Here is a 19,558-nt window from a genome sequence, read left to right on the forward strand (position 1 = left end):
TCAGAACCCGGGCAGGCCGAGGCCGCCCATCCCGCCCGCCACCGGGCCCATCTTCTGCTCGGTCAACTGGCGGGCCGCCTCGCTGGCGTTGTTCAGCGCCGCGACGACCAGGTCCTCCAGGGTCTCCACATCCTCCGGGTCGACCGCCTTCGGATCGATCTTGATGCTCTTGATCTCGCCAGCACCGGAGACCGTCGCGGTGACCAGACCACCACCGGCGGTGCCGGACACCTCGGCCTCGGCCAACTCGGCCTGCGCCTTGGCGATCTGCTGCTGCATCTTCTGCGCCTGCTTCAGCATCTGCTGCATGTTCGGCTGTCCACCAGGCCGCACGACGGCTCCCTATGACTCGGCTACGTAATTCACGCCCACCCTAACCGCCCCCACCGACCCCACCCCACCACCGCGCACCCCCACCACCCTCCCCCGCCGATCTTGCACTTTCGGTCGCCTTATTGCCCCCGAACACGGCATTTGCCCCGACCAAAAGTGCAAGATCGCCGGAGAGTGGGGGTGGGGTGAGGGTGGGGTGGGTCAGCGGGTGTCGGATTCGCTGATCTTTTCGGTGCCGGCGAAGGCTTCGCGGAGCAGGCGTAGCGCCTGTTCCTCGCTCGACTGGCGGGCGGTCTTCTCGTCGATGATCTCGTCCAGGGGCTCGTCGCCCGGGTCGAATCCCTCGTAGGCGGCCGTGGGGGCAGCACTGACGCCGCCGCCGCGCAACGGGCCGTCGAAATCCGGATCGTACGGCGGCTCGCCGGCGAACTCGGCGTCCGCGGTCTGCCGGGCCGCCTGGCTGGTACGGGTACCCCGTCCGGCCGCTGCCGCACGGGCTGCCGCGATCGCACTGCTTGCCGGGGCGCTTCTGCCGCCTCCGGGGGCCGGTACCTCCGACCGGGTCGTCCTCGCTCCTGCTGCGACCGCAGTCCCGGTACCCGCCCGCGCGCTCGGTGCCCCGCCGGCAGCCGACCCGACCGGTCCTGCCCCGCTCGCCTGGGCCCTGGCGGTGGCCGATCCGGCCGACTGTGCCCCGCCGTCAGCGGGCCCACCGAACTGTGCCCCGCCGGTAGCCAGCCCGCCGGACTGCGCTCCGCCGGGGGCCGGACCACCCGGCTGCATCCCGCTAGTAGCGGATCTGCCCAACCCGGTTGCGCCGGACCGACCTGCTTGGCCCGGGTCCACTGCAGTCGACCGGGCTTCGCCGGAAGCACCGTTCGTGGAGGTACCGGAGCCGACACCACTGGCGCCACCGGGGCGCGCCGCCTCCGGCCAGTCGTTGTCCGCCTCGCTCGCCTCGGCAGTGCCGGTGGCGGCAGCGCCGCCGGGGCGGGCCGGTTCGGGCCACCCCTCGTCCTCCTCGGCCGATCCCCCGGCCGCTGCGGAACCCGCCGGTCCCCCGGCCATTGCGGGACGACCCGCCAGTCCGTCGGCCGCTGAAGGATCCGCCGATCCTCCGGGCGCTGCGGGGTGACCTCCGCCCTGGGCCCCGGCCGACGGGGTCGAAGCCACCGGTGGTGCGGCGGGGGTCGTGCCGTTCGAGGGTGCTGGAGACTGGGGACGCGACGGGGCGGTGGCGCGCGGGTTGCCGGGTGACATTCCGCTCCGCTCGCCGGCCACCTCGAACCGGATCTGCCAGCGTCCGCCCAACTCCTCGTAGAGCGCGTCCGTGAGCACCTGCGCGTGGTCGGACATCATCCGGGCCAGTACGGCCGACTTCACGGTCAGTACGAGGGTGTCGCCGTCGAGGTCGCGTACGACCGCGTCACGCATCAGCGCCGCGATCTTCTTGTTGCTCCGGTTGACCTTGCCGACCACCTCCGGCCAGACCCGCCGTACCGCGACCGCGTCGAGCACCCCGGGAGTCACCGCACCCGGTCGGGGCGGCTCGGGGGTGACCGGATCGGGCATCACGGCCGAGGGCGGAACCTGCCGACGTGGGGCAGGTGCTGCCTCGCCCGCCGGGACCGAGCCGTTGTCGGCCGCAGTCCCGGCCTGGGGCGCTCCGCCGTCGTGGAGGGCGTCACTTCCGGCCTGGGTCTCGGGAGCCGGCGAGGCAGCCCGGGTCGCCCCGGCGCCGTTGGCGGTAGCCGACGCGGCAGCGGCGGTGGCGGCCCGGGTCGCGGCGGCAGCCGCGGGCGGGGCGGGAGGCTGGGTGCGTACCGTCGGGGGGGTTGTGGCCGGCGCGGAGTCGGCGGCGGCCGACGGGGTTTCCGTGCCGGCGAGGGTCAGCCGACGTTCCATGCGTTCCAGGCGGTGGAGCAGGCCGCCGGTGGAGTCGTCCACCCCGGGCAGCAGCATCCGGGCGCAGATCAGCTCCAGCAGCAGCCGGGGGGCGGTCGTGCCGCGCATCTGCACCAGGCCGTCGTGCACGATGTCGGCGCACCGGGACAGGGTGCCCGGACCCAGCCGCTGGGCCTGGGCGGTCATCCGCTCGATCTGGTCGTCCGGGCCGTCGATCAGGCCCTTGGCGGCGGCGTCCGGCACCTGCTGCAGCACGATCAGGTCACGCAGCCGCTCCAGCAGATCCGAGGCGAACCGACGCGGATCGTGCCCGGCCTCTGCGACCCGGTCGACCGTGGCGTACGCGGCGGCGCCGTCCCCGGCGGCCAGGGCGTCGCACATCTCGTCGATCAGCGCCGAGTCGGTGACACCGAGCAGCGCGGCGGCCCGCGCGTAGGTGACACCGTCCGGACCGGCACCGGCGATGAGCTGATCGAGTACGGAGAGACTGTCCCGGGCGCTGCCCCCACCGGCCCGTACGACCAGCGGAAACACCGCCGGCTCGACCTGAACCCCCTCGGCCTGGCACAACTGCTCCAGGTAGGGCCGCAGCACCTTCGGCGGGATCAGCCGGAAGGGGTAGTGGTGGGTCCGCGACTTGATCGTGCCGAGGACCTTCTCCGGCTCGGTGGTGGCGAAGATGAACTTGACGTACTCCGGGGGCTCCTCCACCAGCTTGAGCAGGGCGTTGAAGCCGGCCGACGAGACCATGTGCGCCTCGTCGATGACATAGATCTTGAAGCGGCTGCTGGCCGGCGCGAAGAAGGCCTTCTCCCGCAGCTCGCGGGCGTCGTCCACACCACCGTGGCTGGCCGCGTCGATCTCGATGACGTCGATCGAGCCGGCCCCGTCGCTGCCCAGCGAGCGGCACGACGCGCAGACCCCGCAGGGCTCCGGGGTGGGACCCTGCTCACAGTTGAGGGAGCGGGCCAGGATCCGGGCGCTGGAGGTCTTGCCACACCCACGCGGCCCGGAGAAGAGGTACGCATGGTTGAGCCGCCCGCTGCGAAGTGCCTGCGACAGCGGCTCGGTGACGTGCTCCTGCCCGATGACCTCGGCGAAGGTACGCGGCCGGTACTTGCGGTAGAGCGCCAGTGCCACGGCGTCCCGCCTCCTCTCGACCGCGCCATTCTCCGCTGCCCGCGCCCGACTGACCACCCACCCCGCCGGGCCTGAGCTGAGATCGACTCCGTTACGCCGTTGTGGGGGCATCGACGGGCCAGGGACACCCCCATACCGCCGTAACGGCGTCGATCATGGGGCCTTGAGGTCGATCATGGGGCCTTGAGACAGAAAGGCCTCCCGTGCACCCGGCAGAGCTCGCTTATCCTTGCTGCCTTCCGGCCCTGGGGAGGTTCACGAGGTACCGCCGCACGGGAGGTAGCCCCAGCCTACCCGACCCCTCGTCGATCTTCAGGGGGTGGTGGGGTGGGCAACGTCTCGGGGACCTGTATCCTGGCTCGCGGAGGATTCGCCTAGAGGCCTAGGGCGCACGCTTGGAAAGCGTGTTGGGTTAACACCCTCACGAGTTCGAATCTCGTATCCTCCGCTCGCAAGAGCTGCACGAACGACAGGGCCGGCCCCCAACGGGACCGGCCCTGAGTCGTCTCTACGGTCGCTCTGTCTCAGAGTCAGCCATGGCGACTGACTCCGAGTCGTCCTGATCGCCAGGACAGCAGACGCCTTCAGTCGAACGGCTCGTCCCAGGGATCCACCGTGACGATGCCGGTGTTGGCGAAATCTTTCAGGTTGCGGGTGGCAAGAGTGGCCACCTGGGAGCGGCAGATCGCTGCGATCTGCGCGTCAAAGCCATCGATCGGATGGCCGGTGGTCTCCCGGTCAGCGACGATTTCGGCGTAGGCATTGGCTGCGCCGAGACCGAAGGGAAGGACCTGCCGCGGGAAGGCGGAGAATATCTCGTTGGCCGCCTGATGTAGCGACTCCCGACGTCGGCCCTCGGGCAGGCGAGCGATGCCATAGCGGATCTCCGCGACGGTGACCGCTGTGGTGTAGAGACCGTTGTCCGAGTTCGCCCGCACCCAGGCAAGCACTCTTGGGGCCGGCTCCGCGCGCATGAGTTCAGAGACGACGTTCGTGTCGAGGACGATCATTCGACCAGATCAGCCGCCCGGGGCGGCGTGGTCCGCTCCGGGATGTCGAGATCCACGCCGCCGAGTTGCTGGAACCGCTCGGTGAGGGCGCCGAACAGATCAGCGCGCTGAGTGTCCTCGGCAACTGCGGTGGTCAGGATGGCTCGGATTTCGGCCTCCATCGACCGACCATGCCGAGCAGCGCGGAGACGGAGCTTGTCCTTCACCGAGTCATCCAAGTCTCGGATGCTGAGGGCAGCCATCGCCTTGCCTCCTTCGCGGTGCAGACAACCATCCCGCTATCAATGCTAGCGCCCGCTGGTCGATGAGTTGGCGGTGTTCGCGCTCACGGCAGGCCCCCTACGGCAGAGGGCAGAGCAGCAACCACAGTCGTCATCGACACTCGGTTGACGGTATATAACGGTGGGCGTACTGTCGATGACATGCAGGAACCCACTTTTCTGATCCTCACTGCACTCGCCGCGCAGCCACTGCACGGCTACGGGGTCATCCGAGCGGTCGATGAACTGTCGGGGGGCGAGGTCAAGCTGCGACCGGGCACCCTCTACGGCGCCCTCGACCGGTTGACGGAGCAGGGCCTGGTCGCCGTGGACCGGGAGGAGGCCGTCGAGGGCCGACTGCGCCGCTACTACCGGCTCAGTGATCCGGGGGCCGCCGCCCTCAAGGCACAGATCGAGCGGTTGCGCCGGCACGCCGCCGCCGCTGAGACCCAGCTCGGCAAGCGCCTGGGCAACGCCCTGAGCTTCGGCACGGTGACCGCATGACCGCCGCCTGGCCGCCGGCCGACCACAGTGCCGCCTGGCCGCCCGACACCGCCGCCGGGCAGCAGGCAGGGGTCGACGCGGTCGGCTGGCCGGCGGCGGACGAGCGGCTGGAGCGCGGGTACCGGCGATTGTTGCTGGCCTATCCGGGTCGGCACCGGCACCGGCATGGCACGGAGTTGGTGACCACCCTGTTGGAGATGGCGGCACCCGGGCAGCGCCGTCCCGGTCTCGGCGATGCCCTGCACCTGGTCGGCAGCGGTCTGCGGCTGCGGTTCCGGTTGCCCGCCGGTCGTCCGATCATGGTGGTCGCGGCGCTGCTCACCGCGCTGACCCTGGGTGGTTTCGGTGCCGCCGCCGGTTCGTGGCTGGGTGCCCAGACCTTCACGAGCCTGCCGGACGACGCCGCGATGACCCGGCTCACCCAGCAGGCCGGCGCGACCGGTGAGGTGCAGGCGCACCGGCAGAGCACGAACTGGCACGCCGATCGGGTCGACGCCACCGGTTCCGCCTCGGGCTGGGATGCGGAGCAGGTGCGGCAGCGGTTCGCCGATGAGGGGTGGGCGGTCTCCGGGCTGACTCCACTCTCCGGCAGGACTGTCACGACCGGGGAGAACGGGACCGTGGTCGAGACCCCGTTGAGCGGGGATCGGTTCACCGCCGAATCCAACGGCCTGATCATCCAGGTTCGCGGGTACCTGGCCGAGAATCGGGGCGTCGTCTCGGTCGATGCCCGGCAGACGCGTACCGCCGCGTTTGTGCCCTTGGTCCTGGTCGGCGCCCTGCTGGGGCTGGTCGTCGGCTGGCTGATCGCGGCGGCCGTCGCGTACCGGATAGCAGGGGCTGCCCCCGGACGGCGGGTGACCGGTGCCGGGGCCTGGGGGTTGGCGTTGTTGGCGCTGGCGCTGCCGGCGGTCGCGCTCTACGGCAACCTGGTGCGGGTGTTGGGCAGGAGTGCGGACGAGGGCGGGCTGTTGACCGTGCACAGTGCCTTCACCCCGGGCGACTACTACTACCCGGCGGGCCCGGCCTGGCTGATCCTCGGGCTGAGCATCGCCGGGCTGCTGGCCGTCGTGGTGGCGGTGCTCGTGGCCCAGCCCGGGGAGCAACCACCACAATCCGCGGTCGCGGCGGGCTGAGCGCGACGCCAACGGGGGCCGCCGGCGACGCCGCGCGGCTTCCGGTCGTCGCCGGATCCAACACCCCAGGAGGTACGCGGACAGTCTCCTCACCCTCGGACACGCGCCCAGGACACGAAGCGGTCGAGCAGTACGACGGCTGAGATGACGTCACCGAGTTCGGCGGCGGCCTCCTCGTGCAGCGCCGTCAGGTGGATCAACAGTCCGGCCCGATCCTCCCGGTACCGCCCCAGCAGCCGCAGCTTGGCCGCGCTGCACGGCCACGCGCAGCCGCAGGCCCGGCACCGCCACGTCGGCCGGGACGGCAGGTGCTCCTGCCGCCGGGACGGGTACGACCGGCGACGGCTCATCGGCCCTCGTCCCCGGTGCTCTGCTCCCGCCGAGAGCGTCCAACCTGATTCGACACGACTTCACCCCGATCTGCTCGTCGGCCGAGCCGACCGGCACGGGCGCACCGGTCACGACAGGCGCGGACGCACCCGGTCACGACGGGCACGGCCGCAGCGGTCGCGACGGGCGCGGACGCACCGGTCGCGATGTGCACGGCCACAATGTGGACGGCCGTGCCACTCGCGACGGGCAGGAGCACCGTTCGCGACCGGCGCGGACGCACCGGTCGCGGTGGTGCGGGCTCATCGGTCGTGGGCGGGCCGTCTCTGGTGATCCGCCTGCGCTATCAGCTCGACAGGGCCTGATGAGTGGATGGGAGCCGCCGCCGTTGGTCGCCGACGGCGGCCCCCGGACGCCGTGGCCGCCGGGTCAAGGGGGATGAACCTCCACCGGCCACGCCGTCGATACCCCAATTTGGCGCAGGTGACGGGACAACTACATGGCGTAGCTATATGGTGCCCAGATATTCCGGACATCCACTCGGGAGGCACCATGAATGACGCGTTGCGAGTCGCCTTGCGGGACACCGGGCACACCATCGAGTCCCTAGCGGAACGCGTCGGGGTCGACCCCAAGACGGTCAGCCGTTGGCTGCTGGAAGATCGGATCCCACACCCCCGGCACCGGCTCACGGCGGCAGATGCCCTCCAGAAGAATGTCTCGGACATTTGGCCGGACATTTCGCGGCGTCGGGCGTTGGTCTGGTTCCGCCCCTGGCAGGAGATCGAACGCGAGGCGACCACCCTGCGCTGGTTCGAGCCGAACGTCCTACCCGGCCTGCTCCAGACCGAGGCGTACGCCCGCGCGGTGCTCACCGGCGGCGGTCTGATCCCCCGCAGCGAGGTGGAGCGGGTGGTGGCCCACCGAATGTCCCGCCAACTGATTCTGCAACGGGAGGAGCCACCGCGAATCACCGTGGTGCTGGACGAGGCGGTGCTGCGCCGCCCGGTGGGCGGGCCGGCCGTCATGCGTGAGCAGTTGCTGGCCCTGGCCGAATCCGCCGGCCAGCCACACATCCGGGTGTACGTGGTGCCGTCCACTGTGGGGGAATATGCCGGGCTCAATGGGCCCTTCATCCTCGCCACTGCGGAAGATCACCGCATCGCGGGCTACCTGGACAACCAGTTGCAGGGCCAGGTGGTTAGCGAACAGGACGACATCGCGGCGATACTGGCCGTGTGGGAGAACGTGCGCGGCGAGACCCTGTCGCGCTGGCAGTCGGTCGACCTGATCAGGGAGGTAGCGGAGTCGTGGAGCACAACGATGCCGGGCTGACCGGCGCCCGGTGGCGCAAGAGCAGCCGCAGCAGCGGCAACGGCGGCGCCTGCGTCGAGGTCGCGGACAACCTGCCGGGCCTGGTCGGGGTACGCGACTCGAAGGATCCGACCGGGCCGGCGCTGGTCTTCACCCCGACCGCCTGGCGGGCCTTCCTCGCTGAGATCAACTGACCCCCGTCGTACACATGTGCTATCCACAGGCTGTGGACGCCGGGTGAGTTACCAGCTCAGCGCGATTGTCGCGGACGCCGAACTGCTCCGCGAGGAGACCCGCGAGCTGGATCATGCCGTCCTCGGCGAGCTGCGGCAGGACTTCGCCCTACTGCCGGTGACTCCGCAGTTGGTGCAGGAGTTGACCGGCAACGCGCCGGACTACGCGACCGACGAGCCCGGCCCGGAGCAGCCCTTCACGCTGACCTTCTCCCCCGCCCTGACCGAGGTACTGGCCCGCTGGTCGCTGCGAGGGCCGGTGGCGTACCTCGAGGCGGAGTTCGCCGGTGGTGTCGGACGCCAGGCGGCGGCGGTCTGGTTGGACGGGGTGCTGGCCTGGGGGCCGCGTTTCGACTCGACCTTCGACCTGCCGCGCCCGCAGTGGCCGATCAACGCAGCCCTGATCGAGTTGGGCGCGGAGCCCGGCGCATGGATCGACCCCTTCGCCGAGCTGGGGTTACACGTCGAGCGGAGCACCGAAGGGTGGCTGACGCACGGGCGGCGTGGGCTCAGCGCCGACTACTGGGACGAGTTGGCCGAGGAATGGGAAGCCCGGCAATAACCTCAGCCCTCCCGTCCCGTTGGGGACTTGGGGGATTCTGATGAAATTGCGACAATTCGGCTTCATCGCCGCACTGCTTCTGGCTGCCTCGGTATCGGGCAGCGGACCCATGCCACCGGCGGACCTGGCCATGCCCGAACCGGTCGCCTCGGTCACCGTGGTCGATCTGGACGGGCTGGCCGATGTGGACTTCGGCGACACCGAGGACGAGCTGACCCGGCGCGGGATCCTGCGTACCGACGTCGACGCCTGCGGCCCGACCCTGGCCGGGCACGCCATGGTCAGCCCGATCTTCATCGACGATCGGCTGGTGCTGCTCTGGGCCGGTGACCCGGCCCGCACCCCGGAGGGAATCACCGCCGGCACCCCGATCGCCGAGGTCCGGGCCAGCTACCCGACCGTACGCGAGCTGCGCGCTCCACAGGGGACGTACCGCTTCGACGGTCTGCTGGCCCGCGACGGCGACCGCGCCTACCTCTTCCTGCACGACGGCCGGACCGTCCAGAAGATCATCGCCGGGTACGCCCACTGGGCCCACCGCCTCTTCCTGGAAGGCCACGGCCCCTGCTGAGCAGGCTGGGCCGGCTCGCACGCGAGCCGGCCCAGCCAGGTCAGATCAGGTCAGGGGTGCAGATCAGTGGTACATCAGGGCGCCGGACTGGGCGGTGGCCAGGCGACGTCCGTACCACTTGGGCCAGACGAAGTCCGTACGCATACTCGCCCCACTCCACGAGGCGGACTGCGGAACCAACCCCCCGGAACCACCGTGGAACAGGGCGACCGACCCGGAGGCGGGCCGCTCCGGGTCCGCGCTGACCAGTTCCCCGGGCGAGGCCACGATAGCGTCCAGGGGTCCCTTGCCGTCCAGATTGAGGATGGCCACCTCGCCGCCGAACAGGTCGTTGCTCTCGGCCCCACCCGGTACGACCGGGTGGTCCTGGTCGAAGCCCTGGGCACCGGTGCCGGTCAACCCGGATGCGGAACCCTTGAGCAGGGCGACCGTGCCCGCCCGCTTCTTCGTACCGATCGCCTCACCGGGCGCGCCCACCAGCACGTCGGCCCGACCGTCGCCGGTCACGTCACCGACCGCCAGGGTGGCACCGAACAGGTCACCGACCTCCGCCGAACCGGGCACCCCGGGCGTACGCTGGCTGAACATCTTCACCGCGCCGCTGGACAGGCCGGCGCCACCGGTACGACCGGTGAAGACCGCGACCATGCCCTCGTTGCCCTTCGGGGACTGCGTGTACGGCGCCCCGGCGATCACCTCGCCCAGTTTGTCGCCGTTGACGTCACCGATGGCCAGCGCCATGCCGAGGCTCCGCACGTAGCTGTCGTCACGACCGGTCGCCTTGCGCAGTGCCGCCCCGGTGACCGAGGTGGCGCCGCTGAGCTTCACCCCGTTCGCGGAGCCCCACATCAGCGTGAGCATCCCGCTGCCGGTAGGAGAGCTGTCCTCGTTCTCGCCCGGTGCGCCGATGACCAGGTCGGCGTACTTGTTGTTGTTGACCTTTCCGATGGCCAGGGTCCAGCCGAAGTGGTCGTTGCGCTCGGCGGAACCCGGAACGGCGGCCTGGTTCTGGTGCAACTGCTGCGCACCGGTGCCGGTCAGCCCGCTGGCCCCGCCGTACAGGACGGTCACCGCCCCGGCGTAGGTGAGCTTGCCGATCGCCTCGCCGTACGCCCCGACCGCCAGGTCGTCCCGGCCGTCGCCGTTGATGTCACCGGCCGCCAGCGCCGAACCGAACCAGTCGCCCTCCTCCGAGGCGCCCGGCACTCCCGGCGTGCTCTGGGTGAAGTGCTTCGCCCCGTCGAGCCGCAGGCCGGTGCCGCTGCCCGGGATCACCCAGACCCCGCCGGCGTTCGCCTTCGCGCTCAGGTCGTACTCGCCGTAGTCGCCGACGGCCAGGTCGTCGTAGCCGTCACCGTTGAAGTCCCCGGCGGCGAGTACCTCGCCGAAGGCGGGCTCACCGCCGCCCGGCGTGACCGCGGGAGCGAAGTAGTCGACGTACGGTGCCGAGGAGTAACGCACCACCACCAGACCCATCGGGGTCTGCGGGAAGCGGTGCTCGGAGGGGTCGGCGGAGGCGGCGATGTCGTCGATGCCGTCACCGTCGAAGTCGGACCGGGTAGGCCCGGTCCCCTTGACCGGGGTGGTCGCCTTCGCCACTCGGTAGTGCTGAAGGACGATCCCGTCCCGGGTGGCCGTCCGGTAGTCGTTCGCCGCCGCCGGGGCGGGCACACTCACCGCCAGGCCGGTGGCTACCGCCAACATGGACAGTCCTGCGACACTTCGCCGCATCAAGAACCCCCGTTTTCAGGTGATCAGAAGTATCGCGGGCCACCACTGACCGGGCCGGCGATCCGCGCGCCGAACCTTTCCGGCCAGAGCTGGTCGGTGCGCAGGGACATGCCGCTCCAGGAGCCCGCCTGCGGCACGAGACCGCCCGAGGCACCGTGGAACCGCGACAACGTGCCGGAAGGGTATCCCACTTGATCACCGGCGACTTCCTCACCCGGCGAAGCCACCAGGGCATCCAGCGGACCCTTGCCGTCGAGGTTGAGAATGGCCACCTCGCCGCCGAACAGGTCGCCACGCTCGGCGCCGCCCGGCACCACGGAATGATCCTGGTCGAACCCCTGGGCGCCCTTGCCGGTCAGCCCGGACGCGGAACCCTTCAGCAGAGCGACCGTGCCCGCCTGCTTCTTCTTACCGATGGACTCCCCCGGTACGCCGACCAGCACGTCGGCCCGACCGTCGCCGGTCACATCGCCGACCGCCAGGGTCGCACCGAACCGGTCCTCCTGCTCGGGGCTGCCGGGGACCCCGGCCGTACGCTGGGTAATGATCTTCACGGCTTTGCCGGACAGCCCTGCGCCGCCGGTACGGCCGGTGAAGACCGCGATCAGTCCGCCGTTGAGGTGCGGGGTCTGGGCACCGGATGCTCCGGCGATGACCTCGCCCAACCCGTCGCCGTTGACGTCGCCGATCGCCAGCGACATGCCCAGGTACCAGGCGATGGTGTCCTCGCGGCCGGTCGCCTTGTAGACCCCCGCGCCGGTGACCGAGGTGGCGCCGCTGAGCTTCACCCCGTTGGCCGAGCCCCACATCAGGGTCACCATGCCGGTGCCGGTCCAGGTCTGGCGGTCGTTCTCCAGCGGAGCGCCGATGACCAGGTCGGCGTACTTGTTGTTGTTCACCTTGCCGATCGCCAGGGTCCAGCCGAAGCGGTCTTCGCGCTCCGCGGAACCCGGCACCGCGGCGAGGTTCTGGTGCAGTTGCTGAGCGCCGGTGGTCCGCAGGCCACCCGCCCCGCCGTACAGGATGGTGACCGCACCAGCCTCCTTGACCTTGCCGATCGACTCGCCGTACGCCCCGATCGCCAGGTCGTCCCGGCCGTCGCCGTTGATGTCACCGGCCGCCAGGGCGGCACCGAACGAGTCATGGTTCTCGGCCGCACCGGGCACCCCGGGGCTGCTCTGGTTGAAATGCCGCACCGAGTCGACCACCAGGCCATTGCGGCTGCCCGGGATCACCCACACCCCACCGGCGCGGGCCTTGTTCCCCGGATCCACCTCCTCGGAGTCGCCGATGACCAGGTCGTCGTAGCCGTCACTGTTGAAGTCACCGGCCACCACCGCCATGCCGAAGCAGCCACAGCCACCGCTCGGCGGAAGTACACCCGCGAAGTAGTCGACGTGCGGTGCGGACGAGTAGCGCACCACCACGACCCCGGTCGTGTAATGCGGCAGTCCGGTCTGCGACAAGTCGCTGGCCACCGCGACGTCATCGACCCCGTCGCCGTCGAAGTCGGACCGGGTCGGCCCGGTCCCCTTCACCGGCGTGACCTGCTTCGGCACCCGGTGGTACTGGAGGATCACACCCTCCCGGGTGATGGTCCGGAACTCCTCTGCCGCCGCCCGTGCGGGAGGGCTCACCAGCAGGCTCGCCGCAACCATCAACACCGACACTCCGGCAAGCCTGCGCCGCATCCGCGTCCCTCTGTTCAGTACCACGGTCCGCTGCTCTGCGGCCCGGCGATCCGCTGGCCGTACTCCAGCAGTTCCAGACGATCGGTGTTCAGGGCGCGCCCGCTCCACGAACCGGACTGCGCGACGATCCCGCTGGAGGAACCGTGGAACCGGGACAACGTCGCGGAGGGATAGCCGGGAATGTCCCCGGCGACCTCCTCCCTGGTCGACCCCACGAGAGCGTCCAGCGGGCCCTTGCCGTTGAGGTTCAGCAGCGCCAGCGATCCGCCGAACCGGTCGCCGCGCTCGGCCCCACCCGGAACGACGGAGTGGTTCTGGTCGAACCCCTGCGCGCCGGTGCCGGTCAGCCCGGACGAGGAACCCTTGAGCAGGGTGATCATGCCCGCCTCGTCCTTCGTACCGATCGCCTCGGTGTGGGCGCCGACCAGCACGTCCGCCCGGCCGTCGCCGGTCACGTCACCGGCCGCCAGGGTCGCGCCGAACCGGTCACCGCTCTCCGGTGAACCCGGCACCCCGGCCGTACGCTGGGTAATGATCTTCACGGCCTTGCCGGACAGCCCCGCCCCGCCGGTACGACCGGTGAAGACGGCGATCAGACCACCGTCGAGGTGCGGGGTCTGCGCGTTCGGTGCCCCGGCGATCACCTCGCCCAGCCCGTCACCGTTCACGTCACCGATCGCCAGCGACATGCCCAGATACCAGGCGATGGTGTCCTTGCGTCCGGTCGCCTTGTACACCCCCGCGCCGGTGACCGAGGTGGCCCCACTGAGCTTCACCCCGCTGGCCGAACCCCACATCAGGGTGACCATGCCGCTGCCATTGGCACCGCTGCCGTCGTTCTCATGCGGCGCGCCGATGACCAGGTCGGCGTACTTGTTGTTGTTGACCTTGCCGATGGCCAGCGACATGCCAAAATGGTCGCGGCGCTCCGCCGAACCGGGCACCGCCGCCTGGTTCTGGTGCAGTTGCTGGGCCCCGGTGCCGGTCAGGCCGCCACTACCGCCGTACAGGATGGTGACCGCACCGGCCTCCTGGACGCTGCCGATCGCCTCCTTGAAGGCCCCGATCGCCAGGTCGTCCCGGCCGTCGCCGTTGATGTCACCGGCCGCCAGCGAGGCGCCGAACGCATCCCGGTTCTCCGACTCGCCGGGCACCCCGGGGGAACTCTGGTTGAAGTGCTTGGTCGAGTCCAGCACCAGGCCCGTGCGACTGCCGGGAATGATCCAGACACCGCCACCATGCGCATTGTTCTTCCTGGTGTCGGCCTCGTCGGCGTCACCGATCGCCAGGTCGTCGTAGCCGTCACCGTTGAAGTCGCCGGCCACCAGCGCGATGCCGAAGCTGGAGATGTTGTCCACCCCGGTGCCGATGAAGTAGTCGACGTGCGGCGCGGACGAGTAGCGCACCACCACCACGCCGGTCGGATAGCGCGGCAGGCTGTGGGTGAGCCAGCTGGCCGAGGCCGCGATGTCGTCGACCCCGTCGCCGTCGAAGTCGGAACGGGTCGCCCCGGTCCCCTTCACCGGCGTGACCGCCTTCGCCACCCGGTGGAACTGCATGGTCAGACCATCCCGGGTGATGGTCCGGAACTCGTCGGCCGCCTGGGCGGGAGCACTCACCGCCAACCCGGCCGCCACCATCGTCAGAACCGTCAGCCCGGCAAGCCTGCGTCGCATCGAAACCCCCGCATCCCGTAAGTAGCTCTCACAGCATAGGGACACGTAGATCGGAAGCCATGTCTGTACGGCCAGACATCGGGGCCTACACCGCCAGAACCGGGGCAGACAGCAGAACGCCCGGTACGATCCTCGCGGATCGACCGGGCGTTCTCGCACTTCACGAGCGGTGGCGGCGGGATTTGAACCCGCGGAGGGCGTAAACCCTCACACGCTTTCGAGGCGTGCTCCTTAGGCCACTCGGACACGCCACCGCCGAGTAGGCTACAGGACTCCCGGTTCGGACGCCGAACCGGTCCCCGGCCGCCCGGCCTGGCAGGATCACTGGCATGAGTACGCACATCGGCGCGAAGCCGGGCGAGATCGCCGAGCGGGTCCTGATGCCGGGTGACCCCCTGCGGGCCAAGTGGATCGCGGAGACCTACCTCGAAGGGGCGAACTGCTACTCGACGGTCCGGGGGATGCTGGGCTTCACCGGCCGTTGGAACGGGGTCGAGGTCTCCGTGCAGGGGTCCGGGATGGGGATGCCCTCGGCCTCGATCTACGCCCACGAGCTGGTCAACGAGTACGGCGTGAAGTCCCTGATCCGGGTCGGCTCCTGTGGCGCCCTGTCCGAGGATCTTCAGCTGCGGGACGTGATCGCGGCGATCGGGTCCTCGACGGATTCGAACATGAACCGGGTGCGGTTCGACGGGCTGATCGACTACGCCCCGGTGGCCGATTTCGGGCTGCTGCGTACCTCGGTGGAGGTGGCCGAGCGGCGCGGCATCGCGATGCGGGTCGGGCCGATCCTGGCGGCGGACGCCTTCTACACGGACCGGCCGGACCTCTACGACCGGCTGGCCGACTACGGGGTGCTGGCGGTGGAGATGGAGTCCGCCGCGCTCTACACGATCGCGGCCCGGTTCAAGGCTCGTTCGTTGACCCTGCTGACCGTCAGCGACCACATCAAGACCGGCGAGAAGACCACCTCCCAGGAGCGGGAGCAGACCTTCAGCCAGATGGTCGAGATTGCCCTGGACACCATCGTCGCCTGACCTGGCGGCACCCGTCGGCGTCCCGTCACCGCTAGTCGGTGGCGGGACGCTTCGCGCACCAGCTTGATCCACTCCATATCGCCGTAATGGCGGTATCCGTGCTGCCGCGTCACCGTCACTACGCCGAAACGGCGAAGCACTCGACGAAAAAATAAGTACGACCGGTCGGTCGGATTGTGTAGGGTCACGGTATGACCGTTGACGGCCGGCTGGCCCGGGGTGAGCGCACCCGCAGCGCAGTGCTGGACGCCGCCGTCGTGCTGGCCAGTGAGAACGGCCTGGACGGGCTGTCGCTCGGGCATCTCGCCGACTCCCTCGGGGTTAGCAAGTCCGGGATCTTCGCGCACTGGCGCTCCAAGGAGGCCCTCCAGCTGGCCACCATCGACCGGGCGGTGGCCCAGTGGCAGGAGCTGATCATCGGCCCGGCCCTGCGCGCCCCCGGAGGGGTACGCCGCCTCCACGCCCTGCACGAGGCCCGGATCGACTTCTACGCCACCCGGGTGCTGCCCGGAGGCTGCTTCTTCGGCACGGCCGAGTTCGAGTTCAACGCCCGGCCGGGTGCGGTCCACGACCGGCTGGCCACGGTCCTCGCCGACTGGACCGCCTTCCTGGAGCGACTCGTCCGCGAGGCGGTCGAGCTGGGCGAACTCCCGGCCGAGGTGGATGTGGCCCTGCTGGCGTACGAGATCGACTCCTTCGGGATCGCCGCCGCGATGCGCTCCCGACTCTTCGACCCGGACAGCACCTACCGGCACGCCCGCCGAAGTGTGCTGGACCGGCTGCGGGGCCTGTGCCCCGATCCCACCCTGCTACCGGAAGGCACCCCATGAGCAACGTCGTCGCCGAGCCCACCGCCGTCGAGTACGGCCATGTCGAGCACGCCATGGTGCACTTCGACGACCTGGACGCCATGGGCATCCTGCACAACGCCCGGTACGCGCTGCTGCTGGAGCGGGCGCTGACGGCGTACTGGTCCGCCAACGGGGTGGCCTTGCGCAACGGGAAGGCCACCACCCCGGACGTGTTCCACGCGGTCCGCGAGTTCGCGATCAGCTACCGGGCCCCGATCACCGGCACCGGCCCGGTCGGGGTGCACTTCTGGGTGGAAGACCTCGGCACCAGCAGCGCCGTCTACGGCTTCCGGTTCCACTCCCTCGACGGCACGACGGAGTACGCCGAGGGGCGGCGGGCTGTCGTCCGGCTGGACCCGGCCACCCTGCGCCCGGCCCCCTGGACGGATCACGCCCGAGGCATCGCCGGCGCCCTGCTCCGCCCCGCCTGACAGAAGCACCAACGGCAGCAGCCTCAGCGGAAGAAGGCGCGCATCAGGGTGCCGGTCTCGGTGGCCAGGACCCCGCCGTACACCTCCGGGCGGTGGTTGAGGCGGCGGTCGCGCAGGACGTCCCAGAGGGAGCCGGCGGCGCCGGTCTTCGGTTCCCAGGCCCCGAAGACCACGGTGGACACCCGGGACAGCACCAGGGCCCCCGCGCACATGGTGCAGGGTTCCAGGGTGACCACCAGGGTGCAGCCCTCCAGCCGCCAGCGGCCCAGCCGTTCGGCCCCCCGCCGCAGCGCCAGCACCTCGGCGTGGGCGGTCGGGTCTCCGGTCAGTTCCCGCTCGTTGCGGCCGATCGCCAGCTCGTCCCCGTCCGGGCCGTAGAGCACCGCACCCACCGGCACGTCGTCGGCCTGCCGGGAGGGGTCGGAGACCTCCGGACCGGTCACCGCGATCTCCAGGGCCCGGCGCATCCAGAGTTCGTGGCGCTGCCGGCGGCCGATGCCGCCCGGATCGGCCAGGCCCTCGTGCGCGCCCGGCCCCACCCGGCCGACCGCACCGGGGGTGGGCTGCCCGGCCCGGACCGTCTCCAACGCCGGATCGGTCGCGTCCGCCGGTTCCCCACCGCCCATCGGCGCGCCAGCGGATCCGGCGCTACCCAGCGACGACCCGCCGGCAGATCCCACACCACCCGGCAGCGCTCCGCCGACTGGATCAGACCTCACGCAGTTCCTCTACGTCGTCGACGCAGCCCAGCACCTGGCAGACCTCGGCGGTGACGTCGGCCGGCATCATCCCCTCGTGGGCGCAGAGGGCCAGCAACTGCTGCGCGGGAATGCCCAGGTCGGCCAACAGGTCGGCCTCACCCACCGGGTCCGCCTCCGGGTCCAGGGCGGGCTGCTCGTTGTCGTCGTCCGTGGTCGTCGGCGCAGGTGCTTCCTCGGCCTCCTCCAGACCGGTGACCGAGGCGTTGAGGTCACCGATCAGCAGGGCACCCAGCCGGGACTCCTCGGCGAAGGCCGAGTCCGAGCCGAAGATGCGCAGGTCCTCGCCCTCGTCCAGGCGCAGGATGACCAGGTAGGTGTCGTCCGCCTCGACGAACAGCAGCGACAGGTCGGCGTCCGGACCGACATCGCGCAGTCGCTCGGCGACCTCGTCGACGTCGGTGGCACCCCGCAGACTCAACTCGGCGGCCGTCCAGCCACCCTTCTCGCGCACCACGGCCGCAGCGAAGTACGACACGTTCCCCCCAAGTAGCCCTTGGCACAGCTCACGCCAGCCGTTACGCGTGCACGTTAGCCGGTCGGATCGGCAGGAGAGCGGTCAACGCCCCGAAGGGTCGGCATTCCTGGGGAAGTATCTGCCCCGCTCAGCCGGCCAGCCGACGGCGGGTGGCGATCAGTTCGCGCAGCCGCTCGGTCCGCACCCGCTGTGGCCGTTCGCGTTCGCGTAACGCGCGGGCGTCCGCCAACTGCGCGAGCAGTTGCATCCGGCGGCGGCTGCGATCCGGATCGAGCCGCGGAGTGGTCCAGGCCATACCGGGAGAGTGCCGAGTCCCGGCGGCCCAGTCAAGATGGGTTTCAGTGCCTGCACGACGACGCAACGCAGTCGATGTCGACAGGAATCACCAGAGGGGCCAATCACCACCGATCCACCATCGGGCGGCCACCGCGGCTGCGGCGATGCTCCACCCTCCGGCGGTGACGATGGCGATGCCGGTGGCCACCCCCCGGTCGCCGTACCGGACCAGCACCAGGGCCGCCAGCCAGGCCAGGGCTCCGGCCAGCAGGGTCCACCAGGCGTACCCGGCCAGGTCGCGGCCGAGCAGCCCGAAGATGACCAACCAGGCGGCCGTGCCGGTGGCGCCGGCGGCGACGGCGGCTCCGCTGACCGGGTGCGGTTCGCGGTAGGTGGGACGCGGGCGGCGCCCGGCGGGGAAGAGGCCCGACGGGCTGTACGGCATCATGGCTGGCCACTCCTGCCACGCTGGGTCGGTGGTACTGCCACCGTACCGGCCCGGTCGCCGCCGACGCCCCTGGCGGGCGTACGCGGTCGGGCCCAGGGGCAGATGGTCTGTCAGGATGGCCGGGTGGTTGCGCTGACCGGACGACGTCTGCCGTACGCGGCGCTGCTGCTCGTGCCGATGCTGGCCGCCGGCTGCGCGACCGGCCCCGCGCCCACCTGGTCCGCCCCGAGCGAGGACCCGACGGCCGTGGCCACCCCGACGGCTGCTGTCACCCCCACGCCGGGCCGGGACCGGCTGCCGCACGTCTTTCCGGTACGCGCCCGGAAGGCGGACTACCACCCGACCCACTCCGGGTACCCGGGGACGGACATCTTCGCCGACTGCGGGGAGCCGGTCGTGGCGGTCACCGACGGCACCATCGGCGAGGTCAGCCGCCGAGACCGGTACGACAGACGGGGCCCCCAGGGCCCGTACAACGGGGGCCTTTCGGTGTCCGTGCTCGGCGACGACGGGGTGCGGTACTACGGTTCGCACCTGACCGAGATCGCCGAGGGCATCGAGCCGGGCGTACGGGTGCGGGCCGGTCAGCAACTCGGCACGGTGGGTCGGACCGGCAACGCCAACAACGTCTGCCATCTGCACTTCGGCATCTCGCCGCCATGCCTGGGTGAGGACGGCTGGTGGATCCGTCGAGGGGTGATCTGGCCGGCGCCGTACCTCGACTCGTGGCGCAAGGGCGGCAACCGCGCACCGGCGGCCGAGGTGGCCGCCTGGCACCGCCGCAACGGCTGTCCGGCGAAACCACCGGGGCGCTGAGGCCCGGGCGGAGGCCGCAGGTCCCGTCCCGCGTCATTCGCACGTCATCACCTCGCAACATTGACGG

Annotated in this window: 22 protein-coding genes, 2 tRNA genes and 1 other RNA gene; 11 read left to right on the forward strand and 14 right to left on the reverse strand. The window is 70.7% G+C overall.

Going from position 1 to position 19,558, the window contains the following annotated elements:
* The 3 genes from ACGFIK_RS26300 to ffs form a co-directional block, all read right to left on the reverse strand.
* Complete coding sequence (locus ACGFIK_RS26300) at nt 1–309, reverse strand: YbaB/EbfC family nucleoid-associated protein (protein WP_327027373.1); 309 nt, start codon at nt 307–309, stop codon at nt 1–3.
* 225 nt (nt 310–534) lie between these two features.
* Entirely contained in the window at nt 535–3,378 is a 2,844-nt protein-coding gene (locus ACGFIK_RS26305) for a DNA polymerase III subunit gamma and tau (protein ID WP_393341916.1), read from the reverse strand.
* A gap of 192 nt (nt 3,379–3,570) precedes the next feature.
* Nucleotides 3,571–3,660: signal recognition particle sRNA small type (gene ffs / locus ACGFIK_RS26310), an RNA gene on the reverse strand.
* An 81-nt stretch (nt 3,661–3,741) separates the two neighbouring features.
* Here ffs and ACGFIK_RS26315 point away from each other — a divergent pair.
* Nucleotides 3,742–3,826: transfer RNA gene (locus tag ACGFIK_RS26315), tRNA-Ser, on the forward strand.
* A gap of 136 nt (nt 3,827–3,962) precedes the next feature.
* Here the strand turns inward: ACGFIK_RS26315 and ACGFIK_RS26320 are convergent.
* Together ACGFIK_RS26320 and ACGFIK_RS26325 are read right to left on the reverse strand one after the other, a co-directional pair.
* Nucleotides 3,963–4,388 (reverse strand): type II toxin-antitoxin system VapC family toxin, encoded by a 426-nt coding sequence (locus tag ACGFIK_RS26320; protein WP_327023702.1) that lies wholly within the window; start codon nt 4,386–4,388, stop codon nt 3,963–3,965.
* Nucleotides 4,385–4,630 carry an Arc family DNA-binding protein gene (locus tag ACGFIK_RS26325; protein ID WP_327023701.1) on the reverse strand — a complete coding sequence of 82 codons (246 nt, stop codon included), beginning with the start codon at nt 4,628–4,630 and terminating at the stop codon, nt 4,385–4,387. The genes ACGFIK_RS26320 and ACGFIK_RS26325 overlap by 4 nt, the downstream gene beginning before the upstream one ends.
* Nucleotides 4,631–4,810: 180 nt before the next feature.
* Here ACGFIK_RS26325 and ACGFIK_RS26330 point away from each other — a divergent pair, with 180 nt between their 5' ends.
* Together ACGFIK_RS26330 and ACGFIK_RS26335 are read left to right on the forward strand one after the other, a co-directional pair.
* Nucleotides 4,811–5,152, forward strand: coding sequence for a helix-turn-helix transcriptional regulator (locus ACGFIK_RS26330; RefSeq protein ID WP_327023700.1), 342 nt, complete (start codon nt 4,811–4,813; stop codon nt 5,150–5,152).
* Complete coding sequence (locus tag ACGFIK_RS26335) at nt 5,149–6,288, forward strand: hypothetical protein (protein WP_327023699.1); 1,140 nt, start codon at nt 5,149–5,151, stop codon at nt 6,286–6,288. Before ACGFIK_RS26330 ends, ACGFIK_RS26335 begins: the two co-directional genes overlap by 4 nt.
* A gap of 89 nt (nt 6,289–6,377) precedes the next feature.
* Here the strand turns inward: ACGFIK_RS26335 and ACGFIK_RS26340 are convergent, their stop codons facing one another.
* Nucleotides 6,378–6,638 (reverse strand): flavin reductase, encoded by a 261-nt coding sequence (locus ACGFIK_RS26340; RefSeq protein WP_393341920.1) that lies wholly within the window; start codon nt 6,636–6,638, stop codon nt 6,378–6,380.
* A gap of 532 nt (nt 6,639–7,170) precedes the next feature.
* Here ACGFIK_RS26340 and ACGFIK_RS26345 point away from each other — a divergent pair.
* The 4 genes from ACGFIK_RS26345 to ACGFIK_RS26360 are packed head-to-tail and all read left to right on the forward strand — an operon-like array spanning nt 7,171 to nt 9,298.
* A complete protein-coding gene (locus ACGFIK_RS26345) occupies nt 7,171–7,953 on the forward strand; it encodes a helix-turn-helix transcriptional regulator (protein WP_357530583.1) in 783 nt (260 codons plus the stop codon).
* Nucleotides 7,929–8,126: a DUF397 domain-containing protein gene (locus ACGFIK_RS26350; RefSeq protein ID WP_393341923.1), complete on the forward strand. Its 198-nt coding sequence runs from the start codon at nt 7,929–7,931 to the stop codon at nt 8,124–8,126. Before ACGFIK_RS26345 ends, ACGFIK_RS26350 begins: the two co-directional genes overlap by 25 nt.
* Nucleotides 8,127–8,169: 43 nt before the next feature.
* On the forward strand, nt 8,170–8,727 hold the full coding sequence (locus tag ACGFIK_RS26355; RefSeq protein WP_357530584.1) for a hypothetical protein: 558 nt from the start codon (nt 8,170–8,172) through the stop codon (nt 8,725–8,727).
* A 40-nt stretch (nt 8,728–8,767) separates the two neighbouring features.
* Nucleotides 8,768–9,298: a hypothetical protein gene (locus ACGFIK_RS26360; RefSeq protein WP_327023693.1), complete on the forward strand. Its 531-nt coding sequence runs from the start codon at nt 8,768–8,770 to the stop codon at nt 9,296–9,298.
* A 63-nt stretch (nt 9,299–9,361) separates the two neighbouring features.
* Here ACGFIK_RS26360 and ACGFIK_RS26365 read toward each other — a convergent pair whose 3' ends face one another.
* From ACGFIK_RS26365 to ACGFIK_RS26380, 4 genes are all read right to left on the reverse strand, one after another.
* Complete coding sequence (locus ACGFIK_RS26365) at nt 9,362–11,002, reverse strand: FG-GAP repeat protein (RefSeq protein ID WP_393341925.1); 1,641 nt, start codon at nt 11,000–11,002, stop codon at nt 9,362–9,364.
* Between the two features lie 50 nt (nt 11,003–11,052).
* Nucleotides 11,053–12,666: an FG-GAP-like repeat-containing protein gene (locus ACGFIK_RS26370; protein WP_327023691.1), complete on the reverse strand. Its 1,614-nt coding sequence runs from the start codon at nt 12,664–12,666 to the stop codon at nt 11,053–11,055.
* A 68-nt stretch (nt 12,667–12,734) separates the two neighbouring features.
* Nucleotides 12,735–14,396, reverse strand: coding sequence for a hypothetical protein (locus ACGFIK_RS26375; RefSeq protein WP_327023690.1), 1,662 nt, complete (start codon nt 14,394–14,396; stop codon nt 12,735–12,737).
* A gap of 167 nt (nt 14,397–14,563) precedes the next feature.
* Nucleotides 14,564–14,650: transfer RNA gene (locus ACGFIK_RS26380), tRNA-Ser, on the reverse strand.
* 75 nt (nt 14,651–14,725) lie between these two features.
* Between ACGFIK_RS26380 and deoD the strand changes: the two genes are divergently transcribed.
* The 3 genes from deoD (at nt 14,726) to ACGFIK_RS26395 (ending at nt 16,715) form a co-directional block, all read left to right on the forward strand.
* Complete coding sequence (deoD, locus tag ACGFIK_RS26385; RefSeq protein ID WP_013736384.1) at nt 14,726–15,433, forward strand: purine-nucleoside phosphorylase; 708 nt, start codon at nt 14,726–14,728, stop codon at nt 15,431–15,433.
* A 191-nt stretch (nt 15,434–15,624) separates the two neighbouring features.
* Nucleotides 15,625–16,263, forward strand: a complete 639-nt coding sequence (locus tag ACGFIK_RS26390; protein WP_327023689.1) for a TetR/AcrR family transcriptional regulator — start codon at nt 15,625–15,627, stop codon at nt 16,261–16,263.
* Nucleotides 16,260–16,715: a thioesterase family protein gene (locus ACGFIK_RS26395; protein WP_327023688.1), complete on the forward strand. Its 456-nt coding sequence runs from the start codon at nt 16,260–16,262 to the stop codon at nt 16,713–16,715. Before ACGFIK_RS26390 ends, ACGFIK_RS26395 begins: the two co-directional genes overlap by 4 nt.
* 23 nt (nt 16,716–16,738) lie before the next feature.
* On the opposite strand, the gene ACGFIK_RS26400 is transcribed toward ACGFIK_RS26395, so the two are convergent.
* The 4 genes from ACGFIK_RS26400 to ACGFIK_RS26415 form a co-directional block, all read right to left on the reverse strand.
* A complete protein-coding gene (locus tag ACGFIK_RS26400; protein WP_327027372.1) occupies nt 16,739–17,182 on the reverse strand; it encodes a nucleoside deaminase in 444 nt (147 codons plus the stop codon).
* 241 nt (nt 17,183–17,423) lie between these two features.
* Complete coding sequence (locus ACGFIK_RS26405; RefSeq protein ID WP_327023687.1) at nt 17,424–17,951, reverse strand: tRNA adenosine deaminase-associated protein; 528 nt, start codon at nt 17,949–17,951, stop codon at nt 17,424–17,426.
* A 127-nt stretch (nt 17,952–18,078) separates the two neighbouring features.
* Nucleotides 18,079–18,246 (reverse strand): hypothetical protein, encoded by a 168-nt coding sequence (locus ACGFIK_RS26410; RefSeq protein ID WP_327023686.1) that lies wholly within the window; start codon nt 18,244–18,246, stop codon nt 18,079–18,081.
* Nucleotides 18,247–18,333: 87 nt separating this feature from the next.
* Nucleotides 18,334–18,675 carry a hypothetical protein gene (locus ACGFIK_RS26415; RefSeq protein WP_357530591.1) on the reverse strand — a complete coding sequence of 114 codons (342 nt, stop codon included), beginning with the start codon at nt 18,673–18,675 and terminating at the stop codon, nt 18,334–18,336.
* Nucleotides 18,676–18,777: 102 nt separating this feature from the next.
* Here ACGFIK_RS26415 and ACGFIK_RS26420 point away from each other — a divergent pair, with 102 nt between their 5' ends.
* Nucleotides 18,778–19,491 (forward strand): M23 family metallopeptidase, encoded by a 714-nt coding sequence (locus ACGFIK_RS26420; RefSeq protein WP_393341928.1) that lies wholly within the window; start codon nt 18,778–18,780, stop codon nt 19,489–19,491.
* Nucleotides 19,492–19,558: the final 67 nt, after the last annotated feature.

Origin of the sequence: Micromonospora sp. NPDC048871, assembly GCF_043198155.1 — a bacterium.
Taxonomy (GTDB): Bacteria; Actinomycetota; Actinomycetes; order Mycobacteriales; family Micromonosporaceae; genus Micromonospora.

Coding starts and splice junctions, on each gene's coding strand:
- ACGFIK_RS26300 (WP_327027373.1), bottom strand. CDS start 309: ATGCAGCAGATGCTGAAGCAGGCGCAGAAGATGCAGCAGCAGATCGCC.
- ACGFIK_RS26320 (WP_327023702.1), bottom strand. CDS start 4,388: ATGATCGTCCTCGACACGAACGTCGTCTCTGAACTCATGCGCGCGGAG.
- ACGFIK_RS26325 (WP_327023701.1), bottom strand. CDS start 4,630: ATGGCTGCCCTCAGCATCCGAGACTTGGATGACTCGGTGAAGGACAAG.
- ACGFIK_RS26330 (WP_327023700.1), top strand. CDS start 4,811: ATGCAGGAACCCACTTTTCTGATCCTCACTGCACTCGCCGCGCAGCCA.
- ACGFIK_RS26335 (WP_327023699.1), top strand. CDS start 5,149: ATGACCGCCGCCTGGCCGCCGGCCGACCACAGTGCCGCCTGGCCGCCC.
- ACGFIK_RS26340 (WP_393341920.1), bottom strand. CDS start 6,638: ATGAGCCGTCGCCGGTCGTACCCGTCCCGGCGGCAGGAGCACCTGCCG.
- ACGFIK_RS26345 (WP_357530583.1), top strand. CDS start 7,171: ATGAATGACGCGTTGCGAGTCGCCTTGCGGGACACCGGGCACACCATC.
- ACGFIK_RS26360 (WP_327023693.1), top strand. CDS start 8,768: ATGAAATTGCGACAATTCGGCTTCATCGCCGCACTGCTTCTGGCTGCC.
- ACGFIK_RS26365 (WP_393341925.1), bottom strand. CDS start 11,002: ATGTTGGCGGTAGCCACCGGCCTGGCGGTGAGTGTGCCCGCCCCGGCG.
- ACGFIK_RS26375 (WP_327023690.1), bottom strand. CDS start 14,396: ATGCGACGCAGGCTTGCCGGGCTGACGGTTCTGACGATGGTGGCGGCC.
- deoD (WP_013736384.1), top strand. CDS start 14,726: ATGAGTACGCACATCGGCGCGAAGCCGGGCGAGATCGCCGAGCGGGTC.
- ACGFIK_RS26390 (WP_327023689.1), top strand. CDS start 15,625: ATGACCGTTGACGGCCGGCTGGCCCGGGGTGAGCGCACCCGCAGCGCA.
- ACGFIK_RS26395 (WP_327023688.1), top strand. CDS start 16,260: ATGAGCAACGTCGTCGCCGAGCCCACCGCCGTCGAGTACGGCCATGTC.
- ACGFIK_RS26400 (WP_327027372.1), bottom strand. CDS start 17,182: ATGCGCCGGGCCCTGGAGATCGCGGTGACCGGTCCGGAGGTCTCCGAC.
- ACGFIK_RS26410 (WP_327023686.1), bottom strand. CDS start 18,246: ATGGCCTGGACCACTCCGCGGCTCGATCCGGATCGCAGCCGCCGCCGG.
- ACGFIK_RS26415 (WP_357530591.1), bottom strand. CDS start 18,675: ATGATGCCGTACAGCCCGTCGGGCCTCTTCCCCGCCGGGCGCCGCCCG.
- ACGFIK_RS26420 (WP_393341928.1), top strand. CDS start 18,778: ATGGTCTGTCAGGATGGCCGGGTGGTTGCGCTGACCGGACGACGTCTG.